The organism is Pseudoalteromonas sp. J2K-J599 (genome assembly GCF_059295115.2).
The window spans coordinates 571404-587544 of the sequence record NZ_CM200272.1; the positions used below are offsets into that span (position 1 = coordinate 571404).

The following is a 16141-nucleotide window of genomic DNA, read 5'->3' on the forward strand; positions in this document are numbered from 1 at the left end:
CGACGCGAGGTTTGTAACCTAGTGGGCTAAGTAAAAACCGAGCAACAAAGAGTTAATTGCCCCTAGAAAGAACCCTTCGGGCAGCGCATGTTTGGTATTTATGCTGCGTTATCGCCTATTTATGGGGAATAACCACACTACATAGGCTCTGCCTTGCCTAAAAACCAAACATACTGCTGCAAATTCACCCACCAATGATCAACACGCCCTAATAAGTTATTTTATTAATTATAAGCTGTAGCTTAAGTTAATGTAGCCAAAGCGGCCAATGTTGTCGTAACTTGCGCTGCCCGCGCTTGTACCACGTGAACCGTACGGAAGTTTACGATTAAATACGTTATCAACACCTACTTTAACGCCTAAACCGCTATCGAAGTTGTAACCAACAGTCATATCGGTAATAAAGTATTTACCGTAAGACATTTGATTACTTGGGTTCGGGTTATTTTCAAGCTCAACATTTGTATATAAATCTACTTCACTTAAAAAGCGTGTTTCAACTGTTGAGAAAAAGTTATCCATAACATAACTTACAGATAAGTTAGTTTGCCACTTAGCTTCACCTGTAGTACCTGCGTATTCAATGTAGTTACTAGGGTCGTCTTGGAACGGGTAATCTTTACGTTCAATTAAGTAAGTACCAATTAAGCGGGTTTTAAAGCTACCTTCAAGCGCGTCAAAGTCGTAACCTAGTTCAAAATCTATCCCTGATGCTTTTTGGCCAGCAACATTTAATACAGAGTTTTGTATTAAAGTAATTTCACCATTAGCATTACGTGTAATTAAGTTACAGTACTGATTGTTTATACCTGTTGCGCTATCAACACAGCGATCAAGAATGTCTTGCGCGTTAATTGTGTCAATTGCATCTTCAAGTTCAATTTCCCAGTAATCAATAGTAAGTAGCGCGTTTTCTAAAAACTCTGGTTGGTAAACAATGCCTACAGTTGTACTTGTTGACTCTTCGCCTTTAACATCGCGGTTACCACTGCTTAAACCATCTAAAGAGGCTGAATCGTAATCTGAATTAAAGTCACTCGCTACGCCTAATGCGGCACAGTTTGCAGTACGTGTTGCACCGTTTGATAAGTCACCTAAGTTTTCAGCGCGACACGGGTCGTCTACATTGTAGAAAGTTTGACTCGGTGCACCAAATACTTCACTAATGTTTGGCGCACGAAGTGCTGCAGATTGTGTTACACGTACACGTAGCTCATCATTTACAGTCCAATCAAGGCCAAGTTTCCAGCTAGTGGCTTCGCCAATCGTACTGTAGTCAGCATGACGTACTGCAGTGTCAAATACTAAATCTTGGATAAGCGGCAAATCAGTTAAAATTGGCATCGTCGCTTCAAAAAATACTTCGCGTACGTTGAACGAGCCTTTATCTTCGCCCAGTGCGTTAAAGAAAGTACCTTCTGCGTTATCTGGCTCTTTAGTTTCGCTTTCTTCTTTACGGTACTCTGCACCAAATGCAACACCTACATAACCTGCTGGTAATTCAAAAATAGCGCCATTAGCAAGTGAGCCAGAAACAACCGTTTGCTTAATTGTTGAGGTACCAACTGATACTGTATTTATGTAATCAATAGCTTGTTGAGATGGTGCGCCAAAACCCATAATATTTACAGGTACACAGCCGTCAGCTTGTGCAGCAGCGCTACGACATACTACGTTACCATTTGTATCTTCAACGGCATCAAGTGCATTAAAGTAGTTGGCTAAAATCATGTTAGCGCCGTTTTCACGCTCAAGATCAGTTTGGCCATAAACAACTGATGTATCTAATTCCCAATCTTCAAATACAGTACCTTTTAAGCCGGTAACAAAGCGCGTTGTTTCACGCGTATTGTTTTCAATGCGGCGGCCAAGGTCGGTCATCATGCGGTTAACCATGATTGAATCAACACCTTCCTCTTGCATACGTGCTTTGATGGCTGGGTCTAGGTAAGGGTTGTCGATTTTAATGCTATTGTCGCTGTCGAAAAAGAAAAATGCAGGTTGGCCTATGCTTTCGCCTTGGCTGTTTACGTATTTTGCATCAAAGTAGACATTTAAGTCGTCGGTAACATCGTAGTTAACTTTAAAGTTTACGTTGTAGCGCTCGAACTCAGGTTGAATCTCTTCAAATTGACCAAGATTAAACGAATCACAGTTTGCACATGACAAGCCATCTACATTATCACCTATGTATAAGTCGCGAGCGCTACTGTCGGCGTTAAAGCTATTAGTATATCCATCTTCAAGTGCATAAACACCGGCGTTATTAATTGCGTAATAACCAGCATTAGGTGTTAAGATTTTGTCTGGGAAGGCTGCGCTATCTTTGTTTGCATCTGTTTGGGCTTGATTACGTAAACTACTAAACGAAGTACTAGTCCAAGGGTGGTCAAGTGCATTTAATGAATCTTGGCCAGAGTACTCAATAGCAAAAGCGGCATTACCACGGCCGTTATCAAAATTAGAGCCGTAAGAGAACGTCGCTTTTTCGTTGTTGTAGCTGTTTAAATCGGCAAAACCTCGGGTAACACTAAAATCCATACCTTCAATGTTGTCTTTTAATATAAAGTTTACAACACCTGTTACCGCGTCAGCTCCATATACAGCGGATGCACCACCAGTGATAATTTCTACACGCTCGACCCATACACTTGGAATAGTATTGGTATCCACAGCTTGAGAGCCTGCAGAGCTTGATACATGACGCTTACCATTTACAAGTACTAAGGTACGGTCTGTACCCATGTTACGTAAATCAAGAATATTTAAACCAGCAGTACCAATAAAACGGCCTGAGTTAGCCATAGAATATGTATTGCCAAGTGCTGGTAAATTGTTTAGCGCTTCACCAATGTTTACAGCGCCTGTATTAATTAGCTGCTCGCCACTTATAACTGTTACTGGTGCAGGTGCAATAGCACCTTCACGTAAAATACGTGAACCCGTTACTTCAACGCGTTCAATTTTTGTTGCTTGCTCATCTTGTGCAAGCACAGAGTTACTTGCTGTTGCAGCAGCAGTAATTAATGCACATTTAATGCTAGTAGAAAGTAAATTATGACGTTTCATGTGTTTCCCAAAGGACATTTTATAGTAATTTAATACAATATTTATTTTTACTTAATACAGTCTGTATTAGATAAAAACCTATAACTTTTTTATGAGGTCGGCGATTATTGCACGGGGAAACCAGTAATAGAAGAGAGGTAACTTGATGGATTTAAATGAGTTATTTCTGTATCAATTTTTATAAAGTTCAGTTTGTTGCGTTTTTTACATTTATAATTTTAATTATTTGATATGAGTTTGTAACTAAAAATAAGGTTTTTTATTGTCTATGCACTTTTCATTATCATGTAGTGTTTTTTGTTTTCATTTAAGTGTTAATAATGAACTTTTTTATGGCTTTCATATTAATTTTTAGGAGAAGGTTAGTTAATTAATAAATTTTAATAGAAGGTTTATTAGTCTTAAATGTTTTATTTATGTAATTTTATGTTGTCGTGAAGTAATTTAAATTACGCTATTTTTGTTGCTAATAAATATAAAATGAGTAAATTTCATCTTTGAAAAGTAAAAAAGGCCCAGTTTATGGGCCTTTTATTAACAATAAAACTTACATTTTATATGAAAAAGTAATGTAACCAAAACGCCCTATATTATCGTAGCTAGCACTTCCGCTACCATCACCACGTGTACCATAAGGTAACTCACGATTGAATAGGTTATCTACACCCACTTTTAAGCCAACACCGTTATCAAAGTTATAACCGACTGTCATGTCAGTAATTATGTATGTACCAAAAGTAGTTAAACTATTTGGATTGGGGTTATCGCTTAAATCTTGATCTGTGTATAAGCTTACTTCTTCGATATAACGAGTGCTCAAAGATGTGTATAAGTTTTCGTAGCTGTATTCTATATTTAAGTTAGCTTGCCATTGCGCTTCACCTGTAACGCCCGCATATTCAATGTAGTCGCTAGGCTCATCTTGGAATGGGAACTCTTTACGCTCAATCAAATATGTACCAATAAAGCGTGTTTTAAAGCTACCTTCAAGCGCATCAAAGTCGTAACCTAATTCAAAGTCAACACCAGATGCTTCTTGACCTGACACATTAAGCACTGAGTTTTGAATTAACGAAATCTCACTGTTTGCATCACGTGTAATAAGATTACAATATTGATTTGAAATACCTGAGCCGCTATCAACACAACGATCTAGGATATCTTGCGCACTGATAGTCGAGATTGCATCTTCAAGCTCAATTTTCCAGTAATCGATAGTAAGTGTTGCGTTTTCAATAAACTCTGGTTGGTAAACTAGACCAATAGTAGTACTTGTAGATTCTTCACCCTTCACATCTCGGTTACCGCTTTGTAAACCTTCAAGTGTTTGTGAATCATAGTCAGAATCAAAACCTTCTGGCACACCTAATGCAGCACAGTTGGCACGGCGTGTACTACTGTTTTGTAAATCATTTAAGTTATCAGCTTGACAAGGATCGTCGACACTGTAGAAAGTTTGGCTCGGTGCACCAAAAATTTCACCAATATTTGGCGCTCTTAGCGCTTCTGATTGTGTTAAACGAAAACGAAGCTCATCGTTTAGAGTCCAATCAAGCCCTAATTTCCAGCTAGTTGCATCGCCAATTGTGCTGTAATCAGCGTAGCGTACAGCTGCATCCAGCACTAAGTCTTGAACAAATGGCATATCAGAAAGTAGTGGAATTGATACTTCTGTAAAAATTTCACTTACATCAAAGTCGCCTTTGTCTTCACCAAGTGCATTAAAGAATGTGCCTTCAGCATTATTTGGCTCTTTTGTTTCACTTTCTTCTTTACGGTATTCAACACCAAAAGCCATACCTACATAACCTGCAGGTAATTCAAATAATCCACCATTGGCCAAAGAAGCAGATACTACAGTTTGAGTGATTTCAGATGTACCTGTAGAAACAGTATTAATGTAGTCGATTGCTTCATCACTTGGCGCACCAAAGCCCATAATATTTACAGGAACACAGCCTTCAGCTTGTGCTGCTTCACTTCTACATACAATATTACCATTGCCATCATCTACCGCATCAAGTGCGTTAGAGTAATTTTCAAGAATCATATTCGCGCCATTGACGCGTTCTAATTCTGTTTTACCACGTACAATAGATGCATCTAAATCCCAATCACTAAAGACCGTACCTTTAAGGCCAGCTACAAATCGTGTTGTTTCGCGTGTATTGTTTTCAATGCGACGACCTAAATCAGTCATCATACGAAGTACATTTATAGATTCTACGCCTTCACCATCGTTAGCTTCTTCCATAAGCTTCTTAACACTTGGGTCTAAATATGCGTTATCAATTTGTATGGTATTACGTGGATCGCCAAAGAAAAATGCGGGTTGGCCAATGCTTTCACCTTCACTGTTTACGTATTTGGCTTCAAAATAAGCATTTAAATCGTCTGTTACATCATAGTTAACTTTAAAGTTAACATTGTAACGTTCGAATTTTGGTTGTATCTCGTCAAACTGGGCTAGGTTAAACGAATCACAATCTGCACATAGAAGACCGTCAACGTTGTCACCAGTATAAATGTCACGATGAGAGCCATCTGCATTAAATGTATTTACATAACCATTACCTAGGCTAAATACGCCTGCGTTATTAATTGCGTAGTAACCAGCATTTGGCGTATAAATCTTATCAGGAAAATTAGGGTCGTCTTTATTAGAATCGTTTTGGGCTTGGTTACGTAGACTTGAGTATGAACCATCAGTCCAAGGGTGATCTAACGCATTTAAAGAGTCTTGAGCTGAGTATTCAACTGCAAATGCAGCATTACCACGGCCATCATCAAAGTTCTTACCATATGAAAAGGTTGCCTTTTCATTGTTGTAATCACTTAAATCTGAAACGCCTTTAGTTACAGTAAAGTCTAAACCTTCAATATTATCTTTTAAAATAAAGTTAACAACACCTGTTACAGCATCAGCACCGTAAACAGCAGATGCACCGCCTGTTACAATTTCTACACGCTCAACCCATACGCTTGGTATAGTATTAGTGTCAACAGATTGTGAGCCAGCTGAGCTCGAAACATGGCGTTTACCATTTACAAGTACAAGCGTACGGTCAGTACCCATGTTACGTAAATCAAGAATATTAAGACCTGCAGTACCAATAAAGCGGCCTGAGTTTGCTAAAGAATATGTGTTACCTAGTGCTGGTAGTTTATTTAACGCTTCACCGATATTCACTGCACCAGTATTAAGAAGTTGTTCACCAGTAATTACAGTTACAGGTGCAGGTGCAATTGCACCAACTCGGCTGATTTTTGAACCTGTTACTTCAACTCGTTCTATTTTTGTATCCTCAGCATCTGCTGCAATAGAAGTATGCGCCAAACCAATTGCACTTAAACAGAGAGCTGTTTTTATGCCGCTTGAGAGCTGGTTATAAGATTTCATATTATCCCCTAGATGAATTAGTTGTTTTTTTAAACTTAAGTGCAATATAAAATTCATATTAGTAATTGTTTGTATACAAAATTTACATTGCGCACCCAGATTTAACACTTGCAGTTTTTTAGGCAATGGATTATCGCTGAACCTACAAATAAAGAAGACAAGCGGGTTGTTAAAATATAGTTAAAACAATGGTTTAAAATGTTTCTGTTAACTTCTTGTTTGCCCTATTGGCAATGTGTTTATATTTTGTATCTTGATTGCCTTTTTTATTGTTTTTTACTTATTGATTTTTAAAAGTATAAATATTTATATGTTTATTTTCATGGTTTTATAGTTGTATTTTTAGGGATTGTTTTGTTACTTTTTAGGTTTGTATCGTATAGGGTTAGCTTGATAATTTATTTTTATAAATTCAAGATTATGTTCTGTCTTCCACCGCTAATACAAACTGTAAAGGGGCTTTACAGATAGCTTCCAAAGTTTAGAGTAGTAGAGTTACTTTTTTTACTTTAATTGATACAATTCGGCGTCTTTCACTCATAAGGTTGTTCATGAAATATTTCTTATTAAATATTGCGTTATTATTTAGCTCATTGGTTTTAGCCGAGGAACCAGTCGATCTTGAAATAAATATGAAAAATACGGGCCTTGCGTATAAACAAGCAGTACAGGCAACTCAACTTAGTGAATTTAATACTGCGATTGATGAATTTATAAAGCTAGTAAAAGTAAGTAAAACAGTTAAGTTTTACAAAAAGCCTGAGCAGTCATTGCAGGGCCTTGATAAAGTGATTGCCCAAGCTGAGCTTGCTAAAAAAGCAGCGAACGAGCAGGGTCTAAGTGCAGCAAAAGAACCGTTAAAAAATATAGATAATTTACGTAAAAAATATCATGAGCTACATGAGCCTCCAGGGTTCTTTAAATTACTGTTCGGTTCATAAACCTAAACTATATGTATCTTTAGTCGCTACTTTTAAGCTAATTGCGTTAAAAGTATCTGCAGCAATAAATATAAGGAAACACAATGGAAATTTCAGTTTCAATGTTAGAAGGCCAAAAGCAAAGCGCTAAATTTGGCGACCTAGAAGTAATCAGCGATCAAAGTGTAAACGCTGGTGGCAACGCAGAGCATCCAGAACCGTTTGATTACTTTTTAGTAAGTATGGTTTTATGTGCAGGTTTTTATGCACGTAAATTTTGTGAGCAGCGTGATATTTCAACGCAAGGTATGACGCTTACTCAAAATAATGAAAATGTAGATGATAACGGTAAAAAGTTATTTTCAATTGAAATTAACCTACCAGACGGTTTTCCTGATAAATATAAAAAGGCGCTTATTGCAGCCGTTAATACCTGTACGGTAAAAAAAGTAATTCAGGCAGTGCCAGAGTTTTCAGTAGTGGTAAAATAATCCTCCCTAAATTAGGTAGCTTTAACAGGCTACCTAATTATGTATAGTGCTCCACGGCTTAACTTATTTCTTTTTCATTCCTTGTACTGCTTTAAAGCGTGGGTTGTTTTTACAGATTACAAATACACGACCTTTGCGTTTTACAATTTGACACCCCGGACGTTGCTTGGCACTTTTTAGAGAGCTTAATACTTTCATACCTTTTCCTTTTTAACAGTCGATAAATTTTTAAAACGACGGTTAAACTGCGCAACACGGCCATCTGTAGCAACAGTTTTTTGCTTGCCTGTATAAAATGGGTGTGAGTCACTTGATACGTCAATAGGTACATATGATAAGTATTACCGTCTATTTCTACTGTGCGGCCTGTTTTAATGGTTGAGCCAATAATAAAGTAAGAATCGGCAGCAGTATCGTGAAACGCAACCACTTGGTAATAAGGATGAATATTTGGTTTCATAATACGCCTCTATAAATAATATGTGATAATATATCATTTTAATTTGACGTATTTATTCTCTCATTGCAAATTATTTAAATGCTCCCCAAAAGGGGCGTAATTGCTGGCTATTTGTGCAAACAAATCAAAAAATAAGCACTTGAATTAAAAATGCTGGCTATTGGCGTTTAGGCTGTTATAACTATATTTAAGAGTTAAAACGTTAACAAATACGGTTATAAAGTTATTACAGAGGTTATGTATGAGTGACGCAACACAACAACAAGAACAAATTGACCAAGGGGTGATGGAAACCCTAAGAGAGCGCGACCACAGTACCTTGGCGCAACAAGTAAATCCGTTAACCTGCAACCACAATGATATTGTAGAGTTACTAGCAAGGTATATGGCACTTAGTGAGCAAGAAGATGATGAGCTGTTTGATACTTGGTTTGATAACCTAACTAAAGAGCAACATACTGTTTTAAAAGTATTTGAAGTTTACCGTGGACAATATGAGCACCAAAATTAAAGTGTTTATTTTTGTAAGTATGCCAAATCCAGTGGTTATTTAAATAAAACTAAATAGCCACTACTACTTTTTAACTAGAAAGTAGTAATGTTGTATCAACCACTACTCCCACCTGTTTTCATCATAATTTTTTGCGGATTTAATCTTATCTTTATTTAAGTACGACTTACTGATATTCATAAGTATTTATTGCTATTTTAAGGTAATGTTCTAGTTTTAATAGACAGACTGTTTATAATTTAAATAAGTTTATGGGTTATATACTCGAAAATATTCGCTCCCATTTCGTAATTCATAAAACACTTAAAATTAATTGAGCTTTAATGATTAAACCTGATATCCCAAGTAACGAAGCAGAGCGATTACATGCGTTAAAAACGTTAAAAATTCTAGATACGTCGCATGAAGAGCGCTTTGATCGTGTTACTCGTATTGCCAAGCGTATGTTTAATGTTTCTATTTCATTGGTTACTTTAATTGACGAAGACCGCCAATGGTTTAAATCTAGGCAGGGGCTTGATGCGCCTGAGCTTCCTCGCGAAACCTCATTTTGTGGCCATACCATAAATCAAGACGAGCTCTTAATAATCCCAGATACAGCCCAAGATAAAAGGTTTTTTGATAACCCTCTTGTTGCAGGCGATCCTAAAGTACGCTTTTATGCCGGCTTTCCTTTAAAATTAAGGCAAGGGGTTATTATAGGCACTTTATGCCTTGCCGATAATAAACCTAGACACCTTAATGATGAAGAAAAACAATTACTAAGAGATTTAGGCACGTTGGTTGAGCAAGAGATTCAATCAATTCAACTAGCCACAATTGACGAGTTAACAAGAATCTCTAACCGGCGTGGCTTTTTGAACCTTGCTGAGCATACGCTAAATGTATGTAGGCGAAACAAAGTATCAATGTCGTTTATATTGTTTGATCTTAATAAATTTAAACAAATTAATGATGTTTATGGACACCACGAAGGCGATTTTGTATTGAATAAATTTGCGCAAATTATGCTTAGTTCATTTTGTGATTGTGAAGTAATAGGCAGACTTGGCGGAGATGAGTTTGTAGTAATGCTAAGTGATTTAGATGAAACAAAAGCTGAGTTTGTTTTACAAAGGTTTGCGGATGCAATTGCGCATACCAATAATACCTTAAATAAGCCATACAAAATTGATTACAGTGTAGGGGTAACACACTTTAAATACGATACAGGTAAATCGGTTGAGGATATGATTCAAGATGCTGATGTTGCCATGTATCAGCAAAAAAAGCAGCAATCACTTTAGTGAGCTATTTAGTTTAATTGCTGCCTGAACTTCACTTCCTCATGCTAGTACGAATCTTATAATATGACGTTATTCGCTATTACAGTCATTTTTTGCAGAGGGTGATGCTAAAGACACATTTGATTGCCAAATCCTGTCCCATATTTTATGAAGATTGCTTAAGTTTGGTCTTTGACTTATTTTTTCAAAGTTACCAATGCTCACCTCTGAATTATTTTTTTGACCCACTACAAAATTAAACACATAGTTGCACTCCATCCCCATACGTAAATCAGAAAGTACAATACTGCTTTGCTGTTGGCGCACCGAATAAAACCCTTTAGTAAACCACTGCAAGCGTTTTATAGCCCATTCATCGCTAATATTATTTAACAATGAAGGCGTTGTTTGATAAGGCGTTAATGTAACATCGTTGGGCGCGTCAAATACTGATGCATAACCTTCGTAGTATTGTCCGTCAGACATCACAACAATACGCCACAGCAAAGTGGTTAGCGGGGCAGGCGTACTAATATACGCATTTACTGGTATTTGTCTGTTGTTGAGTGCAGTTTTTACCTTCTCATCAATATTTACTTTTAAAATTAAAGCGCAAAATAAATATAAGCTACTTAAAACTAAGGCCGCTGCATTTATACGATAAGCCGTTGCTGCTTGTATTTTGGGTATTAGCGTATATATTACGCCAATTAATAAAGGAAGCGTGTAAGCGGGATCAATAATAAACACACTAGAAACCGCAAAGGGGTACTCAGTAAAAGGCCAAAGTAATTGTGTACCGTATACCGTTAGGCTGTCTAATATGGCATGTGTAGATAAACTTAAAAATACTAGCCAAAACCAGCGCACTTTATAAATTTGCATTCCCGCGTGTATTTTTAATATTAGCCATACAATGAGCGGACTAATTAATAAATGTATTAATAACGAATGACTAAAGCTACGGTGATAAGTAAATGCTTCTACAGAGCCACCATAAGGCAAAAATACATCTAAATCAGGGAGTGTGCCTAAAATTGCTCCCCATAAAACGGCTTTTCGACCTATTTTATTGCCTAATACCGCATAACCTACAGAACTACCTAATGCTACCTGCGTTAAAGAATCCATTTTGATTAATACCTTTAATTACGACTTTTATTATTTATACTTTTTGATTATTCAAAAGCGTCAAAAAATAATGTGAAATATTTGATAAGCACATCAATGCCCAAAATTTATAAACTAAGCCTGGGTTTTATAAAATCTAAAAATGCTGTAATGCGAGACGATACCGCACTATTTTTATAATACACGGCTTGTATAATTTCTCGGTTATTAGGTGAGCTAACTGCACTGGGTAACACTTCAACTAATTTACCTGTTTTTAGGTCATTGCCAATCATAAAGTGAGAAAGTAGCGCAACGCCTTGGTTTGCAATACATAGTTGGCGCACTGTTTCGCCGCTGCTTGCGCTAAGCGAAAACGTAAATAAAGCGGGCTTTACTAACGGCCAAGTGTTTAATTTAGGGGAGTCACTAAAACCAATTATCTTGTGATTTTGTAAGTCATCTATTTGCGTAATTGCTGTGTTGTTTTTTATATATTCTGGGCTGGCTACAATACGTAACTGACTGCTGCCGAGTTTACGAGCATGTAAATTTGAGTCTTTTAAATCACCAATGCGTATGGCTAAATCGGTTTTATGTTCAAGTAAATCAATAATGCTGTCGTGCGAGGTTATATCAAGCGTTATGTGAGGGTATTGCTTGGCAAATTCGCCAATTAAAGGCGTAAGTTGGTGCAATACAAAAGGGCTTGCAGCATCTATTCGCAACTTGCCACTTGGCGCTTGTTTTAAAAGCTTTATGGCTTCTTCACCAGTATAAAGCGTATTTAATCCTTCGCGCGCATATTTTATAAAAGTATGGCCCTCTTCGGTAAGTTCTAATCGGCGTGTTGTTCTGTTTAGTAAAGTGCATTGCAATGTATTTTCAAGGCGTGATACAGCTCGCGACACTTTAGCCACCTGTTGATCGAGCAAATTAGCCGCTCGCGAAAAGCTTCCGCAATCGACTACCGTTATAAACGTTTCTAAATCTTCAGTTTTTGAATGAACAGCCATAAGTATACCAACACCATCTTTGCATTATTAACAAAAGTATTTTGTCACTAATGCTATTTTTTGCAAACGATATTTTAGCCAAACTACATTCTTCAAATATTAATGAGGATATAACTATGCCATTGGCTTTGTGGGCGCTTACCTTAAGCGCATTTGCAATAGGAACAACTGAGTTTGTAATAGTGGGATTAGTACCCACCATTGCAAACGACTTAGGCGTAAGCCTACCTTCAGCAGGTTTGCTTGTAAGTTTATATGCGGTTGGCGTTGCCATTGGTGCGCCGGTGCTAACAGCTTTAACGGGTCGTTGGAATCGTAAAGTGGTACTAATAAGCTTAATGGGCTTATTTGTTTTAGGTAACTTACTTGCATGGCAAGCGCCAAGTTACGAAACATTAATACTTGCGCGCATTTTAACGGGGCTTGCCCATGGTGTGTTTTTTTCAATCGGATCGATGATTGCCACAAGTCTAGTAAGCAAAGACAAAGAAGCGAGTGCAATAGCCATTATGTTTACCGGGCTTACTGTAGCACTCGTAACTGGTGTGCCACTAGGTACATGGATTGGACAACACTTTGGTTGGCGTGCAACGTTTTTAGTTGTGTCGGTATTAGGTTTAATTGCATTAATCGGCAGCTCTATTTTAGTACCAAAAAACTTAAAACAATCAATACCAGCGACGTTTAAAGAGCAACTACAAGTAATCGTAAAACCGCGTTTATTACTCGTATATTTAATGACGATATTGGGCTATGGCGGCACGTTTACAGCGTTTACTTATTTAGCACCTATTTTAGAGCAACAAACAGGTTTTGCGCCTTCGGCTATTGCCTTAATAATGCTTGTTTACGGTGTATCGGTAGCGGTAGGTAATATTTGGGGTGGAAAGTTGGCCGACAAACGCGGCCCAATTAGTGCACTGAGCATTATATTTAGCGCTTTGAGTATTATTTTACTGATATTTACCTTTACGATGGAATCAAAAATTGCTGCTGTACTTACTATTTTAGTATGGGGCGCATTTGCTTTTGGTAATGTGCCAGGCTTGCAACTTTATGTAGTAAAGCAAGCGCAAAAGCACACGCCCAATGCGGTAGATGTTGCATCAGGTTTAAACATAGCCGCGTTTAATATTGGTATTGCACTTGGCTCAATTATTGGTGGTAGCGTAGTAGAGAACATGACCCTGCAAGATACAGCATGGATAGGCGCCGTTATCTCTGTTTTAGCACTTGGTGTTACACGCTACAGCGGTATGCTTGATAAACGTGAAATTCAGCAAGCATAAAGTATCTTCTGTTAACCTTGAAACTAAAATTAATGACCTCATACCTGTTATGAGGTCATAGATTTTTAAGTGACAGTCGTAATAAGAAGTAAAAGGTGTATTTCGTAAAACTTTTAAAAGTTTGTATTTTTAACCGATTATTTTATAAGGATAAACCATGACAAAACGTGTAATAGAAATGCCAGAACTAGGTATGGGAACATTCCGCTTAGAGGGCGACACTGCCTATAACTCAGTAAAAATGGCGCTCGAAGTTGGGTTTCGCCATATTGATACCGCACAAATTTATGGCAACGAAGAGCAAGTAGGTCGAGCCATAAAAGATAGTAATATTCCGCGCAGTGAAATATTCTTAACCACCAAAGTGTGGAATAACAAATTAAATAAAAGCGACTTTATCCCAAGCGTTAAAAAGTCACTTGAAAAGCTACAAGTTGATTCTGTCGACTTACTGCTAATTCATTGGCCATCGCCTGCTAACGACGAGCCAATGAGTGAATACCTCACTGAATTACTAAAAGCGAAGCAGCTTGGTTTAACTAAGCACATTGGTGTATCAAACTTCACCATTGCAAACTTAAATGAAGCAATGCAAACACTTGACTCGCGTGAAATATTTACCAATCAGGTTGAGGTTCACCCATATTTAACTAATACTAAATTGCGTGCATTTTGTGCTCAGCACGATATACATGTGACAGCGTACATGCCATTTGTAGTAGGCAAAGTACTTAAAGATCAAACCATTATCGACATTGCTAAAAAGCATGATGCAAGTCCAGCACAAGTTGTTTTAGCATGGGTTAACGCAAGCGGCATGACGACAATTCCATCATCAACTAAGCGCAAAAACTTAGAAGATAACTTTAACGACCACGTTAAATTAGATGATGAAGACATAGCCCGCATTGATGGTCTAGATTGTGGCGACCGCCAAGCAACACCAGACTTTGCGCCGCAGTGGGATCAGTAAACTTACCTCAAACGCAAAGTTAAACTAAATATTTTAAGGTGTAGATTATCTACACCTTAACTTTTTAAAAGGAATACACATGTTAACGGTTATAGCTGCACTGTCGTGCAAAAATATTGATGCAGATGTGATGCTTACAGCACTTGAAAACTTACAAAAGTCATCGCGCCAAGAAGTAGGGTGCTTACGTTATGAACTATCGGTAAAAAGTGATGATGAACATACCGATTACGTTGTTAGCGAACAGTGGGCGTCTGATGAGCACTTTGAAGCGCATAAAAACGAGCCACACTTTAAAGCGTTTGGTACGCAAGTTACTGGACTTTTAACCAATAGTAGTATTGATGTATATAAATCAATTGGTTAAATTCTTTTTATAGTGCCTTTTATGGTACGTATTAAAATACTTAGCTAAATTACATGTCATAAAGTAAATATTCAAATAGGTGCTGTTAACCTACATCACCTTTTATTCTTACACCCCAACCTGCCTAAATACCCAACTTCGCCAATATCAATGAAACCTATTAGGACTCTTTTTTGTTAATTCGCATTCGTAGTGCGTCGTAATCAAAAGTGGTTTATAACTTTATTAAAGTCGTTTTGGTATCACAACCCACTCTAATAAATAGCCTATTTAATTTGTTGTTTACATTAAAGTTCTCTGGTGTAAATTATAGAAATATAACATGGCATTTTAGTTAGCCGTAAATAGTTCGAGTGGTACTGAATAAGAGACTCAAAATAGCAAACTATTTATATATTTTTAGAGCTGAGTTAAATAAACTTATAACGGAGACATGGGTATGGAAATTAATAAATCTAATCAATCTATTCTTGTTTTTGTAATCCCTTTATTAGCTGCGTATTTCGGATCAAAAGTTATATTTCACTTATTTTCTTTTGAGTATCTTGTGTTTACAGATACTTTTGACATTCTAAAGCTACTCATTGATATTAGTGTATTTGGAGTGTTGTTCTATATTAGTTCGCTGGGCGTTGGTTATGTCATCAGAGCTAAAACATAAGTTTTTAATCATTAGCGGGTAAATTGCTAGCTAAAAAATCACAGCCAATAAAGCCTTAACAGCTTTAAACTGTATAATTTATATGGAGATAATAATGAAAAAATTAATCGCAATAGTAGCGTTGTTAGGCTTTGCTTCATTTGCACAAGCTAATGATAGTTTTGTAGTGAATGCTAAATTTTATGATAATAAAAACTTAATTGGTTCACCTATTTTAGTAGTCAATTCAAACGAAGAGGCGTCAGTTTCAGTTGATAATTCGTATAGTTTTGCTCTTACAGTAACGCCAATTGATGATTTTACTGTTAGTTTAGCAACTGACCTAAAACTAGGTGGAAAACACATGGCTCCCTCTTTAGTTGTTGAATTAGGCAAAGAAGCAAGTATTAATATTGATGGTAAAGAGCTGTCAGTTTTAGTAAGCAAATCAAGTAGCTAATAAGTTAAAAACTAGGAATATAATTAATGAGCAAACTCAAGAAATGAAATAGTAAAATATGGAGTCTCTTTTGGTACGGCCCTAGCAATTGCTATTTCATGGAGTGCTAATGAGTCTGTGTTATGGGCAATTTTGCACGGTTTTTTATCTTGGTTTTATGTTATTTGGCA

Annotated in this window: 13 protein-coding genes and 1 pseudogene; 8 read left to right on the forward strand and 6 right to left on the reverse strand. The window is 37.0% G+C overall.

Annotation, left to right across the window (positions count from 1 at the left end; all coding sequences use genetic code 11):
• Positions 1-228: 228 nt before the first annotated feature.
• The gene (locus AC5NT5_RS19360) at positions 229-3069 is read right to left on the reverse strand and encodes a TonB-dependent receptor domain-containing protein (RefSeq protein WP_182671173.1); all 2841 of its coding nucleotides are present in this window, start codon (positions 3067-3069) and stop codon (positions 229-231) included.
• A 547-nt stretch (positions 3070-3616) separates the two neighbouring features.
• Positions 3617-6469 carry a TonB-dependent receptor plug domain-containing protein gene (locus tag AC5NT5_RS19365; protein ID WP_182673574.1) on the reverse strand — a complete coding sequence of 951 codons (2853 nt, stop codon included), beginning with the start codon at positions 6467-6469 and terminating at the stop codon, positions 3617-3619.
• Between the two features lie 551 nt (positions 6470-7020).
• Here AC5NT5_RS19365 and AC5NT5_RS19370 point away from each other — a divergent pair.
• Both AC5NT5_RS19370 and AC5NT5_RS19375 read left to right on the forward strand, forming a co-directional pair.
• Entirely contained in the window at positions 7021-7410 is a 390-nt protein-coding gene (locus tag AC5NT5_RS19370; protein ID WP_494513501.1) for a cytochrome b562, read from the forward strand.
• Between the two features lie 83 nt (positions 7411-7493).
• A complete protein-coding gene (locus AC5NT5_RS19375; RefSeq protein ID WP_002958670.1) occupies positions 7494-7880 on the forward strand; it encodes an OsmC family protein in 387 nt (128 codons plus the stop codon).
• 63 nt (positions 7881-7943) lie between these two features.
• On the opposite strand, the gene ykgO is transcribed toward AC5NT5_RS19375, so the two are convergent.
• Positions 7944-8078 carry a type B 50S ribosomal protein L36 gene (gene ykgO, locus AC5NT5_RS19380; RefSeq protein WP_002958669.1) on the reverse strand — a complete coding sequence of 45 codons (135 nt, stop codon included), beginning with the start codon at positions 8076-8078 and terminating at the stop codon, positions 7944-7946.
• Positions 8075-8340, reverse strand: a pseudogene (locus tag AC5NT5_RS19385) (type B 50S ribosomal protein L31). The gene ykgO and the pseudogene AC5NT5_RS19385 overlap by 4 nt, the downstream one beginning before the upstream one ends.
• A 241-nt stretch (positions 8341-8581) precedes the next feature.
• Here AC5NT5_RS19385 and AC5NT5_RS19390 point away from each other — a divergent pair.
• Positions 8582-8851 (forward strand): hypothetical protein, encoded by a 270-nt coding sequence (locus tag AC5NT5_RS19390; protein WP_039487544.1) that lies wholly within the window; start codon positions 8582-8584, stop codon positions 8849-8851.
• A gap of 323 nt (positions 8852-9174) precedes the next feature.
• Positions 9175-10137, forward strand: a complete 963-nt coding sequence (locus tag AC5NT5_RS19395; protein WP_494513502.1) for a sensor domain-containing diguanylate cyclase — start codon at positions 9175-9177, stop codon at positions 10135-10137.
• Between the two features lie 69 nt (positions 10138-10206).
• Here AC5NT5_RS19395 and AC5NT5_RS19400 read toward each other — a convergent pair whose 3' ends face one another.
• The gene (locus AC5NT5_RS19400; protein ID WP_494513503.1) at positions 10207-11247 is read right to left on the reverse strand and encodes a metal-dependent hydrolase; all 1041 of its coding nucleotides are present in this window, start codon (positions 11245-11247) and stop codon (positions 10207-10209) included.
• Between the two features lie 107 nt (positions 11248-11354).
• Positions 11355-12242, reverse strand: coding sequence for a LysR family transcriptional regulator (locus tag AC5NT5_RS19405; protein WP_494513504.1), 888 nt, complete (start codon positions 12240-12242; stop codon positions 11355-11357).
• 116 nt (positions 12243-12358) lie between these two features.
• Here AC5NT5_RS19405 and AC5NT5_RS19410 point away from each other — a divergent pair, with 116 nt between their 5' ends.
• From AC5NT5_RS19410 to AC5NT5_RS19425, 4 genes are all read left to right on the forward strand, one after another.
• The gene (locus AC5NT5_RS19410) at positions 12359-13531 is read left to right on the forward strand and encodes an MFS transporter (protein ID WP_039487557.1); all 1173 of its coding nucleotides are present in this window, start codon (positions 12359-12361) and stop codon (positions 13529-13531) included.
• Positions 13532-13688: 157 nt separating this feature from the next.
• Entirely contained in the window at positions 13689-14504 is an 816-nt protein-coding gene (dkgB, locus tag AC5NT5_RS19415) for a 2,5-didehydrogluconate reductase DkgB (RefSeq protein ID WP_494513505.1), read from the forward strand.
• Between the two features lie 79 nt (positions 14505-14583).
• Positions 14584-14871 (forward strand): putative quinol monooxygenase, encoded by a 288-nt coding sequence (locus AC5NT5_RS19420; RefSeq protein ID WP_002958660.1) that lies wholly within the window; start codon positions 14584-14586, stop codon positions 14869-14871.
• Between the two features lie 755 nt (positions 14872-15626).
• A complete protein-coding gene (locus AC5NT5_RS19425) occupies positions 15627-15971 on the forward strand; it encodes a hypothetical protein (RefSeq protein ID WP_182671180.1) in 345 nt (114 codons plus the stop codon).
• Positions 15972-16141: the final 170 nt, after the last annotated feature.

Coding starts and splice junctions, on each gene's coding strand:
- AC5NT5_RS19420 (WP_002958660.1), top strand. CDS start 14,584: ATGTTAACGGTTATAGCTGCACTGTCGTGCAAAAATATTGATGCAGAT.
- AC5NT5_RS19360 (WP_182671173.1), bottom strand. CDS start 3,069: ATGAAACGTCATAATTTACTTTCTACTAGCATTAAATGTGCATTAATT.
- AC5NT5_RS19375 (WP_002958670.1), top strand. CDS start 7,494: ATGGAAATTTCAGTTTCAATGTTAGAAGGCCAAAAGCAAAGCGCTAAA.
- AC5NT5_RS19370 (WP_494513501.1), top strand. CDS start 7,021: ATGAAATATTTCTTATTAAATATTGCGTTATTATTTAGCTCATTGGTT.
- AC5NT5_RS19410 (WP_039487557.1), top strand. CDS start 12,359: ATGCCATTGGCTTTGTGGGCGCTTACCTTAAGCGCATTTGCAATAGGA.
- AC5NT5_RS19390 (WP_039487544.1), top strand. CDS start 8,582: ATGAGTGACGCAACACAACAACAAGAACAAATTGACCAAGGGGTGATG.
- AC5NT5_RS19395 (WP_494513502.1), top strand. CDS start 9,175: ATGATTAAACCTGATATCCCAAGTAACGAAGCAGAGCGATTACATGCG.
- AC5NT5_RS19400 (WP_494513503.1), bottom strand. CDS start 11,247: ATGGATTCTTTAACGCAGGTAGCATTAGGTAGTTCTGTAGGTTATGCG.
- AC5NT5_RS19365 (WP_182673574.1), bottom strand. CDS start 6,469: ATGAAATCTTATAACCAGCTCTCAAGCGGCATAAAAACAGCTCTCTGT.
- ykgO (WP_002958669.1), bottom strand. CDS start 8,078: ATGAAAGTATTAAGCTCTCTAAAAAGTGCCAAGCAACGTCCGGGGTGT.
- dkgB (WP_494513505.1), top strand. CDS start 13,689: ATGACAAAACGTGTAATAGAAATGCCAGAACTAGGTATGGGAACATTC.
- AC5NT5_RS19425 (WP_182671180.1), top strand. CDS start 15,627: ATGAAAAAATTAATCGCAATAGTAGCGTTGTTAGGCTTTGCTTCATTT.
- AC5NT5_RS19405 (WP_494513504.1), bottom strand. CDS start 12,242: ATGGCTGTTCATTCAAAAACTGAAGATTTAGAAACGTTTATAACGGTA.